We start from the raw sequence: 22,371 nt of genomic DNA on the forward strand, positions 1-22,371 counted from the left end.
TTCAACATTATTACTCGATCCCCGATTCCGTGTCCGGAACAGGCATTACCAACTTACCGTCGTGAACGAACACTCCACCCGAAATCCGCATCGGGATATTAAGCCGTTTGTATAGATAGATCAATTGACCTTCGCACAAAAATTCTCGTCTATACTCTTCCACGAGAGCATCCATGAAACGCTCTTTATCCACGTTCTCCGGTAAGTTATAAACTTGATTAAGACGTTTTTCTAATGCCTTGTGAAATATCTCCAAAGCTTTTGCCTTATCCTTATCAAAAATACATTCGGCTGCAATATAATACGCCTCCGGGATACGCATCACCGGAACGGTCGTACTTGCCCGTTTCATGTCTGCCTCGTTACTACCGGCCAACGAAAACTTGGTCGGCATACGGTCAACAATCGCTTTTAACCGGACATCATTCGGGTTATCGAAAAGATCATTCGGGTCTTTGATCCGTAATCTATTCGTCGTTACGTTCTTACCAAAATAATATTCCGTCAAATCAGACAATTTGGAGTTATAAACGCCAAAAATAATTTCCTCGTGAAGCCGTGGGTGCACGGTCGAAGCCGCAATCTCGGGATTGCCGATAAAACCGGGAGCCGTAAAGTCATAAACGGTCTGCGTATTAACCATCTCCACGATCTCGTTGGCATATTCATAAGCTTTGTCTTTATCGCCCGCGTACAGACATACCCTAGCCAGCAATTGCGTGATCGGATAATATCCCAAACGATCTGCCCGGTAACGGAAAAACTCTTCATTAGCGTGATTCACAGTGATCTCTCCTGCCACTTCCAACTTCAAACGTCTGTCCACGTTCCGATCTTGATACGAAATCGAACCGGGATATTTGTCATCCAGATCGAAAGGCTTCACCAACTCCCTTGCCGCCTCCAACTCTTTAATCACAAACTCCAGTATATCTTTGGTAGGCACAGGCGGATTCACATGGGACGGAAATTCCGTCACGTAAGGAACGGTTGCCGTTACTCCACCCTGATCAATAACCGGAGCCTTCGTGAAGATACGCACGATCTCAAAATGCATCAGACTCCTTATCGCATAGGCTTCACCCAAGACCATATTCCGAGTTACATCACCATATTTAAAAATAACATCTTTATCCGCTTCCAGATTCTGAATCAAATTATTCGCCTCGGCAATAACTTTGTAACAACGCAACCAGATAGCCTTGCCCAAATCCGTGGGACCGGAATTTCGGTATCTAAGATTTGCCAGATCCGTGAATGTGGTCAGATTACCATTATCCAAATCATAACTCCGACTCCATGCTTCCATAGCACCGTAACTCAGATTCGTTCCATACAGGGTTCCCTCCGACATCAGAATATACAAACCGTTCAATGCCGTGTAATATCCCCGGCTTTCCTCAAACATAGATTCCTCGTACACCTCTTGATCGGACTTCACGTCCAGCCATGAGTCGCATGAATACAAACCTATACTCAACAGGCCCAAAATGATATATTTCTTCATAAACATCTATTTTTTGAGTTTAAATACCAATATTCACAGAAAAACTATAACCTCTGGAGAATGGGTAAGATAATCCTCTCTCCTGCTTGATCGTCGAAAGTCTGAAAATATCATTCATATTAAAAGAGAATCGTACCCTATTAAGATACATTTTTCGGACTATCCGCTCCGGCAACTCGTATCCCAATGACAAAGATTGGAATGTTAAAGTATTGTCATCCTGCACAAAACGGCTTGTCGGGTTCGTCAACTCCCGGTAATCTTGCAGGCTCTTGAACTGGCAAATATCCCCTTCATTTTTCCAACGATCAGTAAACACCCGTTTATCCACGTTTTTCTCAATATTCGCATTCTCAATCTTGGACTGAAGTGTCTGATTATACTGCTGCCCCCCGTAGGTATAAGTAAAATAAAGATCAAGCGTTATTCCCTTGTAATAGAAGTTCGTCGAAATTGTTCCGTTCACTTTAGGTTCCTTATCACCTATTGCTACATTCTCCGAAGCAATCCATTTACTACCCACAGTTCCGTCTTTGGATACGAACATCTCTTTACCGGTTTGGGGATCTATCCCCAGAGAACGCATAGCATAAATGGAAGACGTCGAAGCTCCCTCCACAAACTTTAACATGGGCTTATTATCATTCGCGTACGTGGAATAATTCTCCTCTACACGCTTGTTGTACGATTTCAACGCATCCGAAATTTTCTCAATCCGGTTTTTGTTCCTTGCCAAATTGCCATTTACATACAACGACATATCTTTCTTTCCGAGTACTTTCAAACGAAGATCAAGTTCAAATCCCCGGTTCAAAATCTCTCCCACGTTATCCTTGTAAGAAAGAAAACCCGACGAAGAAGGGATATACATATCCGCAATTAAATCCAGAGTGCGACGAGAGTAATAGGTCCCGTTTACTTTCACCCGCTCACCAAACAATCCGATTGTAATTCCCAGATCCGTGATATTCGTTCTCTCCCATTTCAACTTCTTGTTTCCCATAGCAGCAATATTTCCTCCCACACCAGTGGCATACACGTAATCACTGTTCATCGTGTACACCGTACGAGCTGTCTTTGCCGGGAAATCAGCCTTCCCGGTAATCCCGTACGAACCCCTGATCTTTAACTCCGAAAGCCAATCCAATTCTTTCGCGAAAGCATAATTGTGAATATTAAGTCCCAACCCGGCTGACCAAAAAGGAGCAAATCTCGAATCACTTCCGAATGACGAATTTCCATCCAAACGTCCGGTTAAATCCATCAGATAAATATTGTTATACGTGTAATTCAAAGAAATCATGGCTCCAAAAAGTCGGTTCGTCTGCCCGAATGCACTTGGAGAACTAGCCATCTCTCTAGCAAACTGAGGACTTGAAAAACCTCCGGCCGGAAGATCCCGCAAATAATAGGTTTCCTCGTCATTCTTCCTTTCCCGTATATTAATACCAAATGCGAGATTAATACTATGATTATCAATCACATCATTATAATAGCCAAACAAGCTCCCGTCAAAAGAAGTTTCGGAATTATTCCCCAAAGTCAACTCACCCTTGTAAGTCGTCGTGGCATATTTCCCGGCTTGTGGTGAAATATACTTGGAAGTATTTCCGACTTTACGGGTAACTGCCAGTGTAGCCTTAAAATTCAAGCGTTCGCTAAGAAAATACTGGATACTGAAATTATTATAAAAATCTTCTGTCTTCTTCTTGTCGTAACTTCCCAATGTCGCATCATACAAAGGGTTAGCAACATCATTACTACCCGGCACGGGGATCATCTCCAACATTGTCCCATCATCATCCAAGTAAGGCAAATAGGGATTCATGGTCGTGTAATTCGAGAAACTTCCGTAAGGTGACTCTTTCTCGTCTACCCCCGTGTACCCGGCCGCATTCCGGAAAGTTAATTTCCCCATGTGATACTGTAACTCGAAGCCTACGCCGTACACTTTACGTTTGGAATCCTTCATTACCCCGTTATTCCCGTGATAATTCACGTCTATCGCGTAGCGCAATCCTTTCGCTCCACCTTCCAAGCGTAGAAAATGCTTACTATTCGCCACGTTGCGCAAAGGTTTATACAACCAATCCGTTTCCACACCCTGTTCCAGCAAACGAAGTTTCTCGTTATAATAACGGATTCCCCACACGCTCTCGTCAAAAAGTCCTGCTTCCTTCTCCGCCTCCAGCTTCTCTCGCGCATTCATCAGATTATAATCTCGCAAGTCCGGTAACTGAACATTCAAATTATAATTGTAAGTCACTAACACTTCCCCGGGTTTTGGGGCTACTGTCGTGATCACGATCACTCCGTTTGCAGCACGGGAACCATACATGGCTGTTGCCGCGGCATCTTTTAATATCGTGATTGACTCGATCCGGTTAATATCCAAGTCATACAATTTCTCCACGTTCACTTCAAACCCGTCCATGATAAACGTCGGCAGATTCGGGTTATTCCTTAAAGAAGACTCCGAAAGATCTTCCGTGTCAAATTCGGTAACACCGATTCCCGAGGCACCCCGGATACTGATATTCGGAAGTGCATTCGGATTTGACCCCATCTCGTTATCCACTGTCAGACGAAAAGACGGGTCAAGCACTTGCAAAGATTTCAACACGTTTGTCTGCGAAACCTTCTTCAACTCCTCTGCCGTCACAGTCTTGGCGTTACCTGTAAAAGATTGCCTCGACAAATTGGCATATCCCGTGACTACCACATCATCCATGCGGACATTCTCCTCGACCAACACCACCTTTAATTTCTCTTGTTTCGCTTCCCAAACATCCACATCCAATTTAACCACCTGTTTTTTCATCCCCACGAAAGAAAAAACAAGAGAAACCTCCTTCACTCTAGGGATAGCCAACCCGAAACTTCCGTTCACATCAGTAGTCACCCCCATCGTCGTCCCCTCGACAATGACCGTCACCCCGGGTAAGGGATTCCCGAATTCATCCTCCACGCTTCCAGTTATCGTTACGGCTTTTTTACCCGCCTGTTTTGCCAATCGTTTGAAAACGATAGAGGTCCCAACAAACTCGTACCCGATAGAACTTCCTTGCAAGCAAGAATCTAAAGCCATAGTCAAAAGAACATTTTTCAATGTCAACGTCTTTTTTCCCAGTTTCTGGATATCCGCGTCATGATATAAAAACTTGTAAGGAACTTGTTCTTCCAGTAGTTTAAAGATTTCCACTACTGTTTGTTGATTTACGGTCAGCGAAACACGATGCTGTTTTTCCTGTGCTTTCACGGGCAACATAAAGAGTAACCCGATTAGCACCGTACAAGCAAACATTTTTTTTCGCATAATACGATCCTTCAAAGATCGGAATCTTCGTTTTTTTTCCATAATTTTGTATTGTTAAATTTAAAATGGCAAAGTCAGATATTAATACCCCTATTAATTATACATCTTGACTTTGTCGTTTTCTTTTATCATATAATACCCGTCTTTCTTTTCAAAAGAAACTACATTCATCTTTTCCATCAAATTCAAAATACCGTCTATCCCCTCATCACGCCCTACCGTTCCCGTGAACTGATAATCTTTCAGCTTCTCATTCGCAAAACGAAAATGCACATCGTACCAACGAGTCAACTGCTTCACGACATACGATAAATTGTCATGTTCGAAGACGAACAACCCGTTCACCCACGCCAATTGTTTACCAACATCCACTTTTCGCTTATGCAGTTTATCATTCATCAGGTAAGCCTGTTCACCGGGGATCAAAACCATATTAGACTTCCCGGAAACGACACGCACACTCCCTTCAGCCAAAGTTGTATTATTCATCATTTCATCCGGGTAAACACGAACTCCAAACCGAGTTCCCAATACTTCAATTTTCAATTCATTCGCGTACACAATAAACGGACGACTCGAATCTCTCTTAACTTCGAAATACACTTCGCCCTCTATTTTCACCTCTCTGGTAGAACCGGAAAAACACTCCGGGAAACGAATACTCGATTCGGAATTCAAACGCACAGAAGATCCGTCAGCAAGAACCAGCGTGTACTCACCTCCTCTTGGAACATCCAAACGATGATAACGTACCGAATCCCCGGACCTATCCACCGGCTCATAAAATAACTCTTTTAATGAATCCTTTATTTGGAAAGTTTCTATTCCCGGTTTAATCATTCCTTTCTTGATCGGTATCACACTACCGTCTGCTGTTGTCAACACAGCTTGTACCTTTCCTTCTTTTACCACGATTCTCCCCTCCGGTTTTACTTCCCGATCAAATAGTAAACCCACGCACAACGCTAAAACCAGTATTGCCGCCACTCCGCTCCATCGAATAACGAACTTTCTCTTTCTCGTTTTCTTGTAACGATGCGTCAGCAACTCAAATTCCCGTTCTATATCTATTCTTTGGTAAGCCCGATATTTTTCTCGAGACATATTCCCTCCACGCAACCGTCTCAGCAATTCCCTGTTTCTTCTGTCACGCCATAACCACTCGGCCAACTCACTCCGTTCACCTGATGTAAGCTGCCCGTCAAAATATTTTTGCAATAAAAGACTATACTTTTCAATATTACCGTATGTATCTTTTTCATCCATAACAGAAGTGTTTATACTTTCGTTTTATATATACACACGCTTCTGCTGGAAAACGACTACATGAAATCTTTATTTTTTTTCAAAAAGATAGTAATACATAAAGAAAAATAACGGATATAATTCCTTAACTCATTCTTAGCCCGTTGTTTATGCGTAAGAACCGTATTCACGGAAATATTAAGTTTTTTAGCAATTTCTTCGTTAGACAACCCGTCAACATGCATCCACAATACCTCGCGTTGCATCTCCGACAGCATCTCAATCCTCTTGCAAAGAAAATCGTACATTTCCTCTTCGATAGCGATATCGCGAAATTCAGCTTCGCTCTGCAACTGGAATAACCTTTCCCGACTCCGCAATTCGACCCGTCGATCCCGCAAATAATTTATGGACTTATTCCGTACTGTTGCATAAAGAAAAGCTTTCACGTGAGCCTCTTCTCGAAAGGTGGCTATCCGTTCCCACATGGCGATAAACGCCTCCTGTACAATATCCCGCACAACTTCCGGATCATCGATAAACCGTGTACAGAACTGGCAAAATAATCTCACGTGCTCTTGATGAAAAGCACGAAAAGCCATTGGATCCCTCTTCACCAACTTTTCGATAGTATAACCTTTACTTTGAGACATAATGCACCAGTACCACTCTCTTTATTTTTCCAAAAATAAAGAAAAAAACAATCACTCGTCTATTTCCCGTCCAATTTTATCTTAAAAAGACAAGGAAGTGCCCGAGCAGACACTTCCTCCTGTTTATAAAAACGGAAACATTAATCCCGTATTTTCCTAAAACATTCCATCGCCTTTCATTTCACGAAAGCGTGACGATACCCCTTGATCTTATTCCAACCGCCGCGGGTGAAATCCGGAATTACCACGGGAGCACTGTTGTTTTCCAGTGAAAGTGCGGTCAATTCACCGAGACAACACCATTCCGCCAAGTCATACACGTCCATATCCAACGGCAAACCGTTCTGCAAGCAATACACGAGGCGATAATCCATGATAAAATCCATACCGCCGTGTCCGCCGACCTTCTTGGCTTGTTCTTCCAATTCCTTTTGAATGGGATGTTTGTATTTTTCCATCAAGGCTTTCTTCACTTCTTGCGGCACGAAACCGTGAGCGTTCAGATTCTCGTGATCCGGCATCACGTCCGAGGACACCTGCGAGGGTTGCAGGGCGTAGCCTTGTATCGGGTATTTATTGGCAAAACCTTTCGTACCTGTCAACTGGTACATCCGACTGTACGGACGGGGCGATGTCACGTTATGCTGCATCTGTATCGTCTTACCGTTCTCCGTGTGAATTAACGTCACCGTGTGTTGCCCGTTCTTGAAATCCTTCACCTCTTCACCCGTTTTATTTTTGATATACTCCGGTGCAGAAACAGCTTTCGTGTCCATGCAAACAAGATAATTCATCTTATCGCCGCGGTGGATATCCAGCAATTGACAAGCAGGCCCCATGCCGTGAGTGGCGTAAATATCCCCCCGGTGTTTCCGGTTGTAGTCCATACGCCAGTTATTCCAGTAATAAGCCCAGAACTCGTCAAGATTATGAATGTAAGCACCCTCGACGTAAAGTATTTCCCCGAAGACATCATGTTGCGCCATGTTCAACGTGGTCAACTCGAAGAAATCATACACACAATTTTCCAACATCATGCAATGCAATTGCTTTTTCTCCGCCATGTTAATCAACGCCCAAATCTCCTCCATATTCATGGCGGCAGGAACCTCTATTGCCACGTGTTTACCGTGTTCCATCGCGTAAAGAGCCATCGGCGCATGATGCAGCCAATCCGTGGCGATATACACCAAGTCAATGTCATCCCGTTCGCAAAGTTGCTTCCACGCGTCTTCACTTCCCGAATAACCCGCCGCCTCCGGCAATCCGGCACGTCTCAATATCCCTTGCGTCTTATCCACCCGTTCAGGAACGATATCACAGAGAGCCACGACTTTTGTACCCGGTATATGCGTGAATCTTTCTACCGCTCCCGGTCCCCGCATCCCCAACCCGATAAACCCGACACGCACGGTATCCAACTTGGGAGTCACCAACCCCAACACATCTTTCTGTCCCGCCGGACGTTCCGGCACAGGCACCTCGATAGGCATCACTTTTTGAGCCGCCTTCTTGTCCACTTTACAAGAACACGAGCAAAATAGTCCGCCCGAAAAAATTGCCATAGCAAATAATAAGGTCTTCATTACTCTTTTCATACAACAACACTTTAATATTTAAACACTGATTATATTCCTTCTTCTTCAAACACGCTCTAAAAGTAATAATAATCCTTTATAAATAATATAATCTATCACAAAATAATGCAGGTAATCAAACAACCAAAAACAACACACATTACACCTACATAGATATATTTCCGGAATTATTTTCTTAAATTTGTAAAAACCTATATTTATTACTTATGGATATCTCATTCGAATCTCAATTGGAAGTCTATCGATCATTATCCGGTCAGGCAAAACTTATCGTAGACATGTTGGCACACTCTTGTTGCCCTATCAACAGGAAGGATATGGAAAGTTTATTCCCTGACGTCACTTCCCCCCGTTCCGAATTACATGCGACCTTCAAAAGGCTCCAACAGGCTAAAATTGTTTGGTATTGCATGGAAGGCGGAAGTACTGATGATTACTACACGTCTATGTTAGCTCTGGAATTAACCATTCTATTATTCCTGCAACAGGTAAAAGAGGGGCGCGATATCGAGCAAGAAGTCAGCACTCCACAATTCTGGGAAAAAGTAAATCGAACAGGACGCCCCACGAGAGAGAGGATACTAGCTATATTCTTTGATGTAAAATTACCGGATCACGACCATTTCCCGATCCCGCATTTTTATAAACAGCAACTTCTCAACACAGCCTCAAAGATGAAATCATCCTTTCATCTCGAAACAACATTTCCCGAAAAATACCTTATACGCCACTTCCGGGACATTGTCCGGTTACAAATCGAACAGATTCATCCTAACCCGTCCATCGCTTGTTGGTATGACCGATTTACCGTTATACACAAAAACTCTCCCCTCTTTCATGCCACCTTGCAAGATACACGGGCAATCCTAACACTCTTGCTTCCCGGCAAATCAGATCAAATTCCCGACAACGTAAATCCCGCCACCAGAGAAGGAGCATCCTTATTGGGAATGTACTACCTTTATCAAGGTGATTACTCGCGTGCCCTTCGATATTTTTCGGAAGGGGAATCAAATAAAACGATATTCGACGACTATCGCCCCACCCAATACCCCATATTCCTATTCGGTAAAGCCATGGCTTACCTGCTAGATTCTAAAACATCTATCGATATCAATTCCCCGCTAAACATTCTCCCTCCCGACGACATTTTCGAACGGCTCGCGTGGGCAAACAAAATGAACAAAAGCCCGGAAGAAATCACTCGCTTACTACCGGCAGAAGGCTCTCTTCCCCCCTTGTCCCAATATCTACTGAACAGCATGAAACAATACCTCGGACTAGCCGTCGACGGTTCATTGACATTCCTCGAACATCAAGCCGCTAAACTAGGTTGGGACATTCCGTCTTTAGTAAACAAATGTTTATCGAGAAAAAACTTAGTATCTTTTAAACAAAATACCATACTAACGGGAAAATGGGAAAAAACATTTGCCCCTCTCGTGGAACAGACATTCACACCAATCATTCAAAAAGATAGGACGAAAGAACTCTTGGCCACACGAACAAACACATTCCGGATCGCGTACTTTATACGCACATGGGGCAAACAACAGTGGATGATTGTCCCCAAGCTACAGAAAACAAAGGATGGAATCACATGGACATCCGGCATGCCTATAGCCGCACCAAGACTCTTCGAAGGCTCCGTCCCCGACATGACCGATTGGGACTGTGAATTAGCCTACCCGAATCTTTCCAAAGAAGACAAGATAATTCTTCTCGCGGGACATCCTCACGTCTACAATGAAAAAGATGAACAAAGACGTTCCGTTCAAATCATAAAAATCAATCCCGCTATCTCGATACGACAAGATGACACGGGATATTGCATAACCACAAATCTTAAAAATTTTGTATCCCGACAAAAAATTCTTTGGGAACGAAATTTTCTGAAAGCCACGATCTATGAAATTACTCGCCAACAACACTACATTCTCTCTTGGCTGGACAAGTTCTCGCATTTGCCATTCGAAGCGCACGATGCTCTGGTTGCCTTAATAAAACATCTACAAAAATCCGTCACTATATACACTGACATCGAAATCAATATAGAATAATACCGGATAGTCTGTCATTCACTTCTTAAATCTTTGCAATATGCAAAGATTTAAGAAACACCATGATGTAAACTCCGGTTTTCCGCCGAAGTCCGATTTATTTAGCCTACTATTTGTCAAATACCAAAAAATATCTATTTTTACATTGCCATCTGAGCGTTTCAGATAGAAGATATTTTAAAGGCGTTTGTTTGGATTCTTATCTTTAGAATCTTAATTACTACAATGTTCTGTTTGGTGGACATGATATTGTATGTCGTGTATAATATACATTAAAAGGCGAATGAATTGTTTGCAACAGAACATTCCGCAAGATATAAAAGATAGATAAAACAAGTATCTCCACGCTTTTAACGGTTATAATTACCTTTTGGAGATAGAGGTAGAAACATGATATCAGACATGCAATTAATCTATCGTCTTCGTAGTGGAAAAAATCCGAAATGGATTTACTATATTCAAAACATGACTCGTTATGCAATCCCGCAAATCATACTCCGCAACCGTCGTGAAAAAATATTGAAAAAAGCCATGAAACGACCGGATTTCCCTTACATACAAGAACGTGTCGAGTATTATAACAAACTGTCAGAACCCGTAAAATTACCGGACACTTCTCCCCGTCTGGCAAATCACAAGTTCACCAAAAGGGAAAAACAATCCGTTTACTTCTTTGATACCTACGAATTCACCCGCTGGTTCCCGAAATCTCTAAAATGGCAACATTTGCCCGGTGACATCGTTCACGTTCCCGACTATCCGGCCATCGTGAAAAGCCGTCCCCTTCATCCCGATAATAAAAATTCGGTTCTATTGAATCTCGACAAGATACGCCATTTCGTTTTTCTCAAAGACACGATACCTTTCTCCGGAAAAAAGAATAAAATCATTTTTAGAGGCAAGGCAGGCTCGAAACCTCGCAGACAACAGTTCATTTCAAAGTTTATCAATCATCCCATGTGCGATGTCGGAGAAGTTGGCAGTAGTCCCAACATACCCGCGGAATGGAGAAAACCCAAAATAACACTACGCGATCATCTCGAGTACAAATTCATCATGGCACTTGAGGGGAATGACGTGGCAAGCAACTTGAAATGGGTAATGTATTCCAACTCCATCGCTGTAATGCCCAAACCTACTTGTGAAACTTGGTTCATGGAAGGTAAATTAATCCCCGATTATCACTATATTGAAATCAAGGAAGATTATTCCGACCTGATCGAGAAAGTTAATTATTACATCGAGCATGAGAACGAGGCTCTCGAAATTATAAAACACGCTCACGAGTACGTGGCACAATTCCGGAATAAAAAAAGAGAAAAACTAATTTCTCTATTTGTCATGGAAAAATACTTTGAAAAAACGAATTAAAAAACGGGAGATTACTATTTGAAATATTTTTCAAAAAAAATATATATCAAGAAGAATTTTCCCGGGAAAAGACAAAAAAATACTTCACGAATGCCCAAGAAACGATTCCAAATCCTTGTGGCACTCGTGAAGTGTTATTCCAATATTATACTATCTCAAAATTTCTCGAGCAACTTCTCCAGAAGAGAAGCAAGTTTCCTTAACAACAGTTCATTTGTCGCGAGCAACATGGTCATCTGCTCATCCTTAGCCTTTAAAGAAGAAGCTTGTTTATCAACAATCGCCACCAGATGGCGTGTCATTACACTATCATCCTCGCCGACAGAATCAACTCCTGAAGAAGTATCATTAGCCATAACAACTTTACGGTATTTCTCGCCCTCGCCACTTACAAGCCAATTCCGGTTTACTCCCAACAAGTGACTCAGCACCTCCAATTTTGTGGTATCCGGCTTCGTCTTGTTATTCAGGTAGTTTGAAATGGTAGTAGCCGACATGTTTAATGCCTTCGCCACACGGTATTTCGTGTAACCTTTCTCGTTCATCACCTCTTGCAATCTCTCGGAAAATGACATACCCTTTTATTTAGAATTAATTTAAATTTTATCTATTACCAAAAAATAATCCAATTTGATTTTGCATTCTTCCAAATTTGTATTACCTTTGTGTATCGTTTGTTACAAATATAGCGATTATTGGTGAAATCCCCAAGCAATTGGGGTATGTTAATCGGTTGGTGATGTGAGAAGACAAAGATATTTATCCCGTTAATGTTCTTTGTCTTCTCCTTTTATTTATCAAGCCCGCTCCTCACAGACTCCCACAAACAATCAGATAAAGTCAGTTTCAAGTCGGCTTGTTCTACCGTTGTTGAATCGTTGTTCTCTTTTTCTACAACCGTTCCGAAACGACACAACATCGATTCAACAACATAAGTAAATCAACTTTCCTTCTCGATACATATCTTTTCACGTTAATAATAGTGTTCCTGTTCCTCCTCTGGTTGGATTCGCCTTTGGCGAGTTGCAAGTTGCAGGTTGCAACTCGCCAAAGGCAACTTCAACCATTTGAAAGCTATTCAAAACACAAAACGGAATTTATTCTTTCATTTACTTTCACTTTTAGGTGATTTTATTGCGACATTATTTTGTTTTCTTTCGTTTTATTCTTTCCTTTGCGATAATAAAATCTTTTGGACATGACACAGCACGAGACAACAAAACCATTTGATGTAATCATCATCGGCGGCGGCGCGACAGGAGCCGGCACTGCCAGAGATTGTTCCCGCAGGGGACTGCGGGTGCTTTTGGTTGAAAGATTCGATATTTCCACCGGAGCCACGGGACGCAATCACGGGCTGTTGCATAGCGGCGCTCGCTACGCGGTAACCGACAAAGAATCCGCGGAAGAATGTATCAAAGAAAATATGATTCTTCGTAAAATCGCCAGCCACTGCGTGGAAGAAACCGACGGACTCTTCCTCACCCTTCCCGAAGATGACATAAATTATCAGTCCAAATTTGTTGACGCCTGCAGGCAAGCAGGTATTCGGGCTGACGTGATCGATCCAAAAGAAGCTATAAAGATGGAACCTTCCGCCAATCCCGATATCATTGGAGCGGTAAGAGTTCCGGACGGAGCGGTCGACCCGTTCCGCCTGACAGCATCCAATATCATGGACGCGAAACTACACGGAGCCACCGTGCTGACTTATCACGAGGTCACGGAACTCATCCGCGAGCAAGACCGCATCACGGGCATCAAAGTCCTTGACCACAAAACGAAAGAAACAAAATCCTATTACGGCTCCGTCGTTGTCAACGCCGGGGGTATATGGGGACACAATATAGCCAAACTGGCCGGAATCAATATCAACATGCTACCCGCCAAGGGAGCCTTGTTGATTTTCGGGCACCGGGTAAACAACATCCTGCTGAACAGATGCCGCAAGCCCGCCGACGCCGATATTCTCGTGCCGGGCGATACCATCTGCCTTATCGGAACAACTTCCAGCAAAGTACCTTACGAGGAAGTGGACAACATGTACGTCACCCCGGAAGAAGTGGACTTACTATTGCGGGAAGGAGAAAAATTATCCCCGCTACTGGCACAAACCCGCATCCTAAGAGCGTACGCGGGAGTCCGACCGCTAGTTGCATCAGACGATGATCCCAGCGGAAGAAACGTAAGCCGGGGTATCGTGCTACTGGACCACGCGAAGAGAGACGGACTGGAAGGCCTTGTCACCATCACGGGTGGCAAGCTCATGACCTACCGGTTGATGTCCGAATGGACGACCGACTTGGTTTGCAAGAAACTAAACGTTTCAACCCCTTGCACCACCGCCACCGAAAAATTACCCGGCTCCAGAGGAAATGCCGAAGAAACAAGTAAAAAAATTATATCCGTTCCGCTCGCGCAACGCAACGCTACAATCAACCGCCACGGGGAGATGGCAGACAAGTTTTCAGGGAATACCGCCTTGGACAACAGCTTGATCTGCGAATGCGAAGAAGTATCCGTGGGAGAAGCGAAGTACGCCTTGAACGAGTTGGATGTAAACAATCTGGTTGACTTGCGAAGAAGAACCCGCGTGGGAATGGGCACTTGCCAAGGAGAGCTCTGTGCCTGCCGAGCCGCCGGATTAATGAGCAACATGAAAAAAGCCTGCACGAAAAGAGCGAAATCAGACCTCACCTCTTTCTTGAACGAGAGATGGAAAGGCATGGCACCCATCGCGTGGGGCGATACATTACGTGAAAGTGAATACACCGCGTGGATATACGAAGCCGTATGCGGGCTAACATCATCTTCAAAAGAATAATTATGAAATTCGATACCATTATCATCGGTGGCGGTCTGTCCGGCTTAATTTCCGGGATACAATTGTCCAAGCAAGGACAACGCTGTGTCATTATTTCTTCCGGGCAAAGCGCCTTGCACTTCTCTTCCGGTTCTTTTGATTTACTAAACGCGCTACCGGACGGGAAAAGCGTGAACAAACCGCTGGAAGCAATCGGAGAATTGATCGAGCAAGCACCCGCGCATCCTTACGCGAAGCTGGGAACGAGCAAGTTCGCACAATTGACCGAAGAAGCGGAAACCTTCCTGCAAGACACGGGCATCCCGACAAAAGGAAAAGCAGAACAGAATCACTACCGGATAACCCCGATGGGTACGTTAAAACCGACATGGCTAACCTTGGAAGATCATTTGCAAGGCGAAAACGCGAACCGGATTCAATGGAAGAAAGTCGGGATTTTCAACGTGACGGGATTTCTTGATTTCTATACCCAGTTCATTGTTGACGAACTGGCAAAAATAGGCACGACATGTACCACCCACTTGATTAATTTTCCCGCCTTGGAGCGTTTACGGAAAAACCCGACAGAAATGCGTTCCGTGAATATCGCCAGAGTGTTTGACAACCAAGACAACCTGAACGAATTAGTTCGCCAGATCAAGGCGGAACGCGGAGATTGCGAAATCATCGCGTTACCCGCGATCGTGGGATTAAGCCGGAAAGACGCTTTAGCCTATCTTCAAAAAGAGATCGGGAAGCCGGTTTATTTACTGCCAACCCTCCCTCCTTCCGTGCCGGGCATCCAAGTACAACAACAGCTGCGCGCCCGCTTCCAAGAAGCCGGCGGCGTTTTCATGCTGGGCGACATTGTCCTGCGGGCAGAGAAAGAGGGTGACCGGATCTCCCGGGTTTACACGAACAATCACGGGGATATCCCGTTCACGGGCAAAAACGTGATTCTGGCGACAGGAAGTTATTTCAGCCAAGGATTGATTGCCGATCCGGAACGGGTTTACGAACCAATCTTCAATCTGGACGTCACTTACTCCCGAAATCGTGAACAATGGTACAGCCGGGATGCATTCGAGGCTCAACCCTATCAAACTTTCGGGGTAAAAACCGACAAAGATTTCCGGGGGGTGCAAAATGGCAAACCGATAGAGAACCTTTACGTGTCCGGAGCCATACTGGAAGGCTTCAACGCAATAAAAGAAGGATGCGGGGCGGGAGTCTCCATTTTAAGCGCATTGTATGTAGCAGACAGAATTTCAAGTAAACAGGAGATGTTATGAATCTACAACAACACAATATAAGCGACAATAATTTCGAGCAATGTATCAAATGTACCGTGTGTACCGTTTACTGCCCGGTGGCAGCCGTCAATCCGGATTACCCGGGTCCCAAGCAAGCGGGACCGGACGGAGAACGCCTGCGTTTGAAGAAATTCAATTTCTATGACGAATCTCTGAAATATTGCATTAATTGCAAGCGATGCGAGGTGGCATGCCCCTCGAACGTGAGAATAGGCGACATCATACAGTCCGCGCGCATTAAGTACAGCGAGAAGAAACCCACGTTACGCGACTTCATCCTAGCGAACACGGATCTGGTGGGGACGCTATCAACCCCGTTCGCCCCGATTGTAAACACCACGCTGGGATTAAAACCCGTGAAAGCCATCCTTGACGGCGTGATGAAGATCGACCACCGCCGCACGTTCCCGAAATACTCATTCGGCACATTCGAGGGGTGGTACAAAAAACAGGCTGAAAAGCAAGCCGCCTACCCGAAGCAGGTCAGCTACTTCCACGGTTGTTACGCGAACTACAACAATCCGCAACTGGGAAAAGACCTCGTGAAAGTAATGAACGCTCTCGGCATCGGGGTACAATTGCTCGAGAAAGAAAAATGCTGCGGGGTCGCGTTAATTTCTAACGGCTTTATCAATCAGGCAAAAAAACAAGCCAAAACAAACATAGCTTCGATTCGAAAGTCCGTCATCGATAAAAACATTCCGGTGATAGCCACCTCGTCAACCTGCACGTTCACCATCAGGGACGAGTATCCCCATCTATTAGACGTCAAAAACGACGATGTCAGAGACCGGATAGAATTAGCCACACGCTACATCTATCGGTTACTCAGTCAAAAGGATTTGAAATTGAATTTCAAGCAAGGAGCAAAACTTAAAGTAGCTTACCACACTCCTTGCCACATGGAGAAACTGGGTTGGTCTTATTATTCGATAGAACTGTTAAAACTTATCCCCAACATCGAATTAACCATTCTCGATTCACAATGTTGCGGGATAGCAGGAACTTACGGCTTCAAGAAAGAGAATTACAAGACCTCACAAGATATCGGTGCTTCCTTGTTCAATCAAATCGAAAGTTGCGGTATCGATATCGTTGCTACCGATTGCGAAACTTGCAAATGGCAAATCGAAATGTCCACGGCCAAGCGGTGTGAACACCCTATATCAATATTAGCCAATGCTTTAGAATGATATAAATATTATCACTAGCGGGGTAAACTAATCTTTTTCAAAAAGAAATAAAAATAAAATCAAAAGAGAAACGTAATTTTATTGAAAATTATTTTGATTTAAAAATCAATATCCCTAATTTTGTTGTGAATTGAAAGAGATTAGTTGCGAAATAGAAAGAAAACGTTTTCGAATACATTCGATAAAAAAAACATTGAGAATTAAATACAATTGCAATGAATCAAAGAAAAAACATACTAAAATGCCCTATTTAGGATTGCGATGAAACTTTTTAAGATTTATTACGTATAAAGGTGTGTCTAAATTAATAATTATAAAATAAAATCTAATAACATGTGGAACTTTTTGAAACCAGCGCCATTCAAAACCCAGTTACCCGAGGGTGAGATTGATTCTACGTACAAGCGCATGCGTTGGCAGGTATTCATCGGTATTTTCGTTGGATATGCCGGCTATTACATTGTGCGAAAGAACTTTTCAATGGCGATGCCATTTTTGACAGATCCTGACGGTCCTTACGGCTTCGAGAAAGGCTCGTTAAGTATCGTGTTAGCTCTAAACGCTGTTGCTTACGCCTTATCCAAGTTCTTGATGGGTAGTGTTTCCGACCGAAGCAACGCACGCGTATTCCTACCTTTAGGATTGGTTCTAGCCGCGTTATCCATGATGTTCATGGCTGTCCCAATTGAATTATTCGGGGCGGGTACCATCTCCATCGTGATTATGGCGGTACTAAACTTCCTCGTGGGGTGGTTCAACGGAATGGGATGGCCTCCTTGCGGACGCGTGATGACACACTGGTTTTCCGTGAAGGAACGGGGCACGAAGATGTCTATCTGGAATTGCGCCCATAACGTGGGTGGCGCTCTTGTCGGCCCGATGGCCGTGTACGGAGCCATGTGGTTCGGTTCTTGGTTCTACGGGGCTGACAACACAAAATACTTCATTATAGGTACTTACATATTCCCCGCGGCAGTAGCTTTGCTAATCGCTCTAATCGCTTACGTTATGATTCGCGACACGCCACAATCCTGCGGGTTGCCCACCATCGAGAAATGGCGTAACGATTACCCGAAAAATTATAGCGAGAAACAGGAAGAAGTCCTCACCACGAAAGAAATCTTCTTCAAATACGTGCTTAATAACAAAATGTTATGGTTCATCGCCATCGCTAACGCTTTCGTTTACATGGTTCGCTACGGTTGTCTTGACTGGGCTCCCACCTATTTGAAAGAGGCACAAGGCTACGATATCAAAGAAGCCGGATGGGCATATTTCGCTTACGAGTTTGCCGCTATACCGGGCACGCTTGTTTGCGGTTGGTTGAGTGACTACGTGTTCAAGGGGCGTCGGGCGATCACAACGATCATCTTCATGGCGCTTGTAGCGGTATTCATTTTCTTCTATTGGCATTTCTCCGACAACTATACAATCGTGACACTATCTCTGATTGCCATCGGGTTCTTCATCTACGGACCGGTGATGCTTATCGGGGTGCAGGCTCTTGACCTTGCTCCCAAGAACGCGGCGGGAACATCTGCCGGGCTAACGGGTTTCTTCGGGTATTTTTTCGGAACCGCGATTCTGGCAAACGTCGTGATGGGTTATGTCTCTGAAAGTTCGTTCGGTTGGGATGGAACATTTATATTATTGCTGATAGCGTGCGCTTTATCAATAGTATTTGTCAGCTTTACTTACAAGGAAGAACAATATTTGGTTAACAACAAAAAGTAATAACAAACATGAAAAAGAAGCTCGTAACGAGTAGCGTTATCATTCTGGTAATGCTATTCTTCACCCCTTATATCTCCGCGCAAACCTATCGCGAGATCAAGGGATGGTCAAAAGAGATTAACGATCGCATTGAAACATTCTTGAACACGACCTTAACCATGAATACCCGCAAAGTTGCCGTGTTCGACGGGGACGGCACCGTGTTCGGGCAAGTTCCTCATTATCTGGCAGACGAAGCACTGTATCGTTACGCCGACAAATATTACAAGGGCAAGAATGACAAAGTGTCAAAGGAAAAAATGGCTATTTTGAACCGCATGGTGAAAAACGGCGACAACGTGGGTAAAGTGTACGTTGAAGACCGTGCCCATTTTCTCGCGGGAATGACTCCCGAAGCCGTGGCAACCTTGGGTTACGATTGTTACGTGGAATCATACCAAGGAAAATTCTACCCGGAAATGAAACAGCTTATCGCGAATTTGAAAGAATACGGATTTGAAGTATGGATATTGACAGCTTCTCCCGAGTTTTTATACCAAAAATTCTTATCAGAGGAATTGGGAATCCCTGACGTGAATATTCTCGGGATGAAGTCTGTCGTTGTCGACGGGGTGCTGACAAACGAAATCGTGCTGCCGATCCCGCAAGACGACGGGAAAGCCAATGTCATCCCGACATTTATCAAAACCCGCCCGCTGGTAGTGGGTGGCAATAGCCGCGGGGACATGGACATGCTGAATCAATCCTGCGGTTTAAAAATAGTGATCAACCCGGACGACAAAACCGTCCGCGGCGAGGAAGACGGTCCGATGCACGGTTACACGGTGAAAGGATACTGGGAAAAAGAGGGGGCGCTTATCGTGAACTGCAACGACACCAGAGATCCGAAAGTACGCTTCCACACGGGAGAATGGGGAATAAGAGAGAACGCGGCTAATCCGAAAAAGTAATTCCGAGAAGAATATAATTTGTATGAACTTAATTTAACATTGTTATGAAAAAAAGTTATTTATTGAACGTGTTAATGCTGTGTTGTGCCCTTTTCGTATGCACATCTACATGGGCTAAGGCCGAGAACGACCAAACCCCTGCCACAACTGAAGGGACTGCCCAAACAAATGACGGGGATCTTACTCAAAAAGTAAATAAACTCCTTTCACTACTACCGAAATTTTCCGGTTACATCCAAACCGGTTACAACTGGGGTGACAAAAACGGCGACAACAGATCATCTTTCCAATTGAAACGTATGCGTTTGATCATCGACAAGCAAGTGTCAAAAACATTTGACTTCCGCGCACAATTGGAATGTTTCTCCGGTTCTACCGACGGAACCGCTTACTCGAAGAAAGTAATCACGGTTATGGATGCGTTCATTAACGCGCATATCACGAAAGGACTACACTTCCGCGCGGGTCAATACTATTTGCCGCTTGGCTTCGAGAACTATGACATTTCCCCCGCGACATTGGAAACAGTAGATTTCTCTAATATTTGCTACCGCATGGTATGCCGTAATGCTGTTTCAACTCCCAACCTTATCGACTACGGTCGTGACCTCGGTATCATGGCTTATGGAGATTTCCTACCGAGCAAAGACAAGAAATTCAACTACTTGAGCTATCAAGTATCTTTGAGCAACGGTTATCTTCCCACGTTGAACGACGACAACAAATCTAAAGATATCATTGGTCGTATCACCGTTCGTCCCATCGAGAAATTGCGTATCATCGGTTGCTACAACTGGGGTGAATACAAACAACTCAATGCAGGACAAGTAGTAGGAAATTATCAAGCCATGAACCGCGTTATCACCGGTGCTTGGTATTATGATCCGAACGGTCTTGACCTTCGTGCAGAATACGGTCATATCAAGAGTGACGATGCCGATGTTGACGAAGACGGTTTCTACTTCCTCGCCGCTTACAAGATCGGTAAATTCTTGCCGGTAGCCCGTTTTGACATGTATCGCGACAAAACGAACAAGACTTCTGCCAACAACAAGGACAATTACCTGATCGGTTGTACTTACGAGCCTATCAAGGATGTTAAGTTCCAAGTGAATTACATCTTGTCCGACTACACGGACAAAGTTGACAAAGGCACTGGCAACAGTTTGCAAATCATGTGTTTGCTTAAATTCTAATATAAAGTAAACCTTTATTAATAACCTAAATATTTTTGATTATGAATAAGTTATTATTTGTTGTGGCATTGCTTTTAGCAAGTATGGCCGTAAACGCTCAACATCTTGGCTCCGAGTATCGCTTGAAAAAAGTTATTCCCGTGGCAGGACGTCAAGGAATTGCTATCGACAGCAACTATTACTATGTATCCGATACTAAAGTTCTTTACAAATACGATAAGCATGGTAATCTTATCATGAAGAACGATCAACCGTTCCAGAATCCCGAAATCGCCAACCACTTCGGTGATATCGACATTTATAACGGGGAAATCTATTGCGGTATCGAGAAATTCGAATACGGACGCGGTTACAACATTGCCGTATCTATCTATGACGCGGAAACGTTGAAATGGAAACGCGACCTGCCTTGGTCACCGGAATCGGGACAAGTAGAGGTATCAGGTCTTGCCGTTGACCGCGAGAAAAACATGGTTTGGATGTCCGACTGGGTGGATAGCCGTTACGTGTATTGCTACAGCCTTGAAACAGGACAATACTATACCAAGATGCAATGCCGCCCGACCCCGTACTGGTGTCAAGGTATTTTCATCGCTGACGGTAAAATGCTTTTCACTTCAGATGACGGTGAATCATTATACAATATTCCTGACAACATTTACATTGCCGACATCTCTGAAGTACACTTCACCGGATTGCAGGACGGAACTGAAGTTGTTAAGGACACCCCTTTCAGCGTGAAACTTGACAAAAAAGGGAAACCCGTAATGCGTACAGGCAAAATTGCCGGCGGAGCGAAAGCCGGAAGAGTTGAATTATTCCGCGAGATGAGTGATTTCCGCCGCGCCGGAGAGATCGAAGGTCTTTCTATCGACCCGGTAAATGACGACCTCGTGGTATTGAACAACCGTGGTACCCTGATCGTTCTCGGTATGTCACAAGGTCCGTTCAAAGATGAAGGTTACACCGGAGAAATTCACGAACTTTACATCTACGAAAAAGTAAAATAGTTTTCGGGTTCAATAATTTCAAACAACGGGAGACTGTCCGACACGCTCGGGCAGTCTTCTTTTTTTTACGCCGGTCCTGTTTTCCTCTCTTTTTCGAGATCAATTTCTGCCCTGTTCAGTTATCTTCTAAGAATTAATTATAATCATACCATATAGTTCAGTATTATCAAATTTTATTTAATTCCAATTAATTTTCTATTTCTATACCTTTATAATAGGAGATGAATGGGAGTTGAATAGGAGTTGAATGGGAGATGATATAAAGAAAGTACAAATCACATTATTATAATATTATAATCATATAACTTTCATTAACAGCAAAACCACTTTTCTTCCAACACATTTCACCCGCCTCTACTTAGCAAGGGTACAAAAATATAAACACCGTATACCGGAATGAATACGACAAATACATAGATGAT

General features: G+C 43.8%; 15 protein-coding genes. 9 read left to right on the top strand and 6 right to left on the bottom strand.

What is annotated here, in order from left to right:
• Positions 1–10: 10 nt before the first annotated feature.
• The 5 genes from H8S64_RS19225 to H8S64_RS19245 all read right to left on the bottom strand — a co-directional run bounded on the left by H8S64_RS19225 (position 11) and on the right by H8S64_RS19245 (position 8,286).
• Positions 11–1,507, bottom strand: coding sequence for a RagB/SusD family nutrient uptake outer membrane protein (locus H8S64_RS19225; RefSeq protein ID WP_186978322.1), 1,497 nt, complete (start codon positions 1,505–1,507; stop codon positions 11–13).
• Between the two features lie 19 nt (positions 1,508–1,526).
• Complete coding sequence (locus H8S64_RS19230; protein ID WP_186978324.1) at positions 1,527–4,823, bottom strand: SusC/RagA family TonB-linked outer membrane protein; 3,297 nt, start codon at positions 4,821–4,823, stop codon at positions 1,527–1,529.
• A 93-nt stretch (positions 4,824–4,916) separates the two neighbouring features.
• On the bottom strand, positions 4,917–6,089 hold the full coding sequence (locus H8S64_RS19235; RefSeq protein WP_186978326.1) for a FecR family protein: 1,173 nt from the start codon (positions 6,087–6,089) through the stop codon (positions 4,917–4,919).
• A 56-nt stretch (positions 6,090–6,145) separates the two neighbouring features.
• Positions 6,146–6,670, bottom strand: coding sequence for an RNA polymerase sigma factor (locus H8S64_RS19240; RefSeq protein WP_186978328.1), 525 nt, complete (start codon positions 6,668–6,670; stop codon positions 6,146–6,148).
• A 227-nt stretch (positions 6,671–6,897) separates the two neighbouring features.
• Entirely contained in the window at positions 6,898–8,286 is a 1,389-nt protein-coding gene (locus H8S64_RS19245) for a Gfo/Idh/MocA family protein (RefSeq protein WP_255469636.1), read from the bottom strand.
• A gap of 239 nt (positions 8,287–8,525) precedes the next feature.
• On the opposite strand from H8S64_RS19245, the gene H8S64_RS19250 reads away from it, so the two are divergent.
• Together H8S64_RS19250 and H8S64_RS19255 are read left to right on the top strand one after the other, a co-directional pair.
• Positions 8,526–10,379, top strand: coding sequence for a hypothetical protein (locus H8S64_RS19250; protein ID WP_186978332.1), 1,854 nt, complete (start codon positions 8,526–8,528; stop codon positions 10,377–10,379).
• Between the two features lie 390 nt (positions 10,380–10,769).
• Entirely contained in the window at positions 10,770–11,750 is a 981-nt protein-coding gene (locus H8S64_RS19255) for a glycosyl transferase family 90 (protein ID WP_255469622.1), read from the top strand.
• A 155-nt stretch (positions 11,751–11,905) separates the two neighbouring features.
• Here the strand turns inward: H8S64_RS19255 and H8S64_RS19260 are convergent, their stop codons facing one another.
• A complete protein-coding gene (locus H8S64_RS19260; RefSeq protein WP_186978334.1) occupies positions 11,906–12,325 on the bottom strand; it encodes a helix-turn-helix domain-containing protein in 420 nt (139 codons plus the stop codon).
• A 623-nt stretch (positions 12,326–12,948) separates the two neighbouring features.
• On the opposite strand from H8S64_RS19260, the gene glpA reads away from it, so the two are divergent.
• From glpA to H8S64_RS19295, 7 genes are all read left to right on the top strand, one after another.
• Positions 12,949–14,574 carry an anaerobic glycerol-3-phosphate dehydrogenase subunit A gene (gene glpA, locus H8S64_RS19265; protein ID WP_186978336.1) on the top strand — a complete coding sequence of 542 codons (1,626 nt, stop codon included), beginning with the start codon at positions 12,949–12,951 and terminating at the stop codon, positions 14,572–14,574.
• Positions 14,575–14,576: 2 nt separating this feature from the next.
• Positions 14,577–15,845: a glycerol-3-phosphate dehydrogenase subunit GlpB gene (gene glpB / locus H8S64_RS19270; RefSeq protein ID WP_186978338.1), complete on the top strand. Its 1,269-nt coding sequence runs from the start codon at positions 14,577–14,579 to the stop codon at positions 15,843–15,845.
• On the top strand, positions 15,842–17,059 hold the full coding sequence (glpC, locus tag H8S64_RS19275) for an anaerobic glycerol-3-phosphate dehydrogenase subunit GlpC (RefSeq protein WP_186978340.1): 1,218 nt from the start codon (positions 15,842–15,844) through the stop codon (positions 17,057–17,059). Before glpB ends, glpC begins: the two co-directional genes overlap by 4 nt.
• Positions 17,060–17,392: 333 nt before the next feature.
• Positions 17,393–18,793: a phosphoglycerate transporter protein PgtP gene (pgtP, locus tag H8S64_RS19280; protein ID WP_186978342.1), complete on the top strand. Its 1,401-nt coding sequence runs from the start codon at positions 17,393–17,395 to the stop codon at positions 18,791–18,793.
• 8 nt (positions 18,794–18,801) lie between these two features.
• Positions 18,802–19,743: an HAD family hydrolase gene (locus H8S64_RS19285; protein WP_186978343.1), complete on the top strand. Its 942-nt coding sequence runs from the start codon at positions 18,802–18,804 to the stop codon at positions 19,741–19,743.
• Between the two features lie 44 nt (positions 19,744–19,787).
• The gene (locus tag H8S64_RS19290; RefSeq protein ID WP_099294322.1) at positions 19,788–20,939 is read left to right on the top strand and encodes a porin; all 1,152 of its coding nucleotides are present in this window, start codon (positions 19,788–19,790) and stop codon (positions 20,937–20,939) included.
• 41 nt (positions 20,940–20,980) lie between these two features.
• On the top strand, positions 20,981–21,949 hold the full coding sequence (locus H8S64_RS19295; RefSeq protein ID WP_099294324.1) for a hypothetical protein: 969 nt from the start codon (positions 20,981–20,983) through the stop codon (positions 21,947–21,949).
• Positions 21,950–22,371: the final 422 nt, after the last annotated feature.

This window comes from Butyricimonas hominis (assembly GCF_014287455.1).
GTDB classification, from domain to species: Bacteria; Bacteroidota; Bacteroidia; order Bacteroidales; family Marinifilaceae; genus Butyricimonas; species Butyricimonas muris.

What these genes read in the sequence shown, in the direction of transcription:
- H8S64_RS19225 (WP_186978322.1), bottom strand. Translation starts at nt 1,507, where the DNA reads ATGAAGAAATATATCATTTTGGGCCTGTTGAGTATAGGTTTGTATTCA.
- H8S64_RS19230 (WP_186978324.1), bottom strand. Translation starts at nt 4,823, where the DNA reads ATGCGAAAAAAAATGTTTGCTTGTACGGTGCTAATCGGGTTACTCTTT.
- H8S64_RS19235 (WP_186978326.1), bottom strand. Translation starts at nt 6,089, where the DNA reads ATGGATGAAAAAGATACATACGGTAATATTGAAAAGTATAGTCTTTTA.
- H8S64_RS19240 (WP_186978328.1), bottom strand. Translation starts at nt 6,670, where the DNA reads ATGGCTTTTCGTGCTTTTCATCAAGAGCACGTGAGATTATTTTGCCAG.
- H8S64_RS19245 (WP_255469636.1), bottom strand. Translation starts at nt 8,286, where the DNA reads ATGGCAATTTTTTCGGGCGGACTATTTTGCTCGTGTTCTTGTAAAGTG.
- H8S64_RS19250 (WP_186978332.1), top strand. Translation starts at nt 8,526, where the DNA reads ATGGATATCTCATTCGAATCTCAATTGGAAGTCTATCGATCATTATCC.
- H8S64_RS19255 (WP_255469622.1), top strand. Translation starts at nt 10,770, where the DNA reads ATGATATCAGACATGCAATTAATCTATCGTCTTCGTAGTGGAAAAAAT.
- H8S64_RS19260 (WP_186978334.1), bottom strand. Translation starts at nt 12,325, where the DNA reads ATGTCATTTTCCGAGAGATTGCAAGAGGTGATGAACGAGAAAGGTTAC.
- glpA (WP_186978336.1), top strand. Translation starts at nt 12,949, where the DNA reads ATGACACAGCACGAGACAACAAAACCATTTGATGTAATCATCATCGGC.
- glpB (WP_186978338.1), top strand. Translation starts at nt 14,577, where the DNA reads ATGAAATTCGATACCATTATCATCGGTGGCGGTCTGTCCGGCTTAATT.
- glpC (WP_186978340.1), top strand. Translation starts at nt 15,842, where the DNA reads ATGAATCTACAACAACACAATATAAGCGACAATAATTTCGAGCAATGT.
- pgtP (WP_186978342.1), top strand. Translation starts at nt 17,393, where the DNA reads ATGTGGAACTTTTTGAAACCAGCGCCATTCAAAACCCAGTTACCCGAG.
- H8S64_RS19285 (WP_186978343.1), top strand. Translation starts at nt 18,802, where the DNA reads ATGAAAAAGAAGCTCGTAACGAGTAGCGTTATCATTCTGGTAATGCTA.
- H8S64_RS19290 (WP_099294322.1), top strand. Translation starts at nt 19,788, where the DNA reads ATGAAAAAAAGTTATTTATTGAACGTGTTAATGCTGTGTTGTGCCCTT.
- H8S64_RS19295 (WP_099294324.1), top strand. Translation starts at nt 20,981, where the DNA reads ATGAATAAGTTATTATTTGTTGTGGCATTGCTTTTAGCAAGTATGGCC.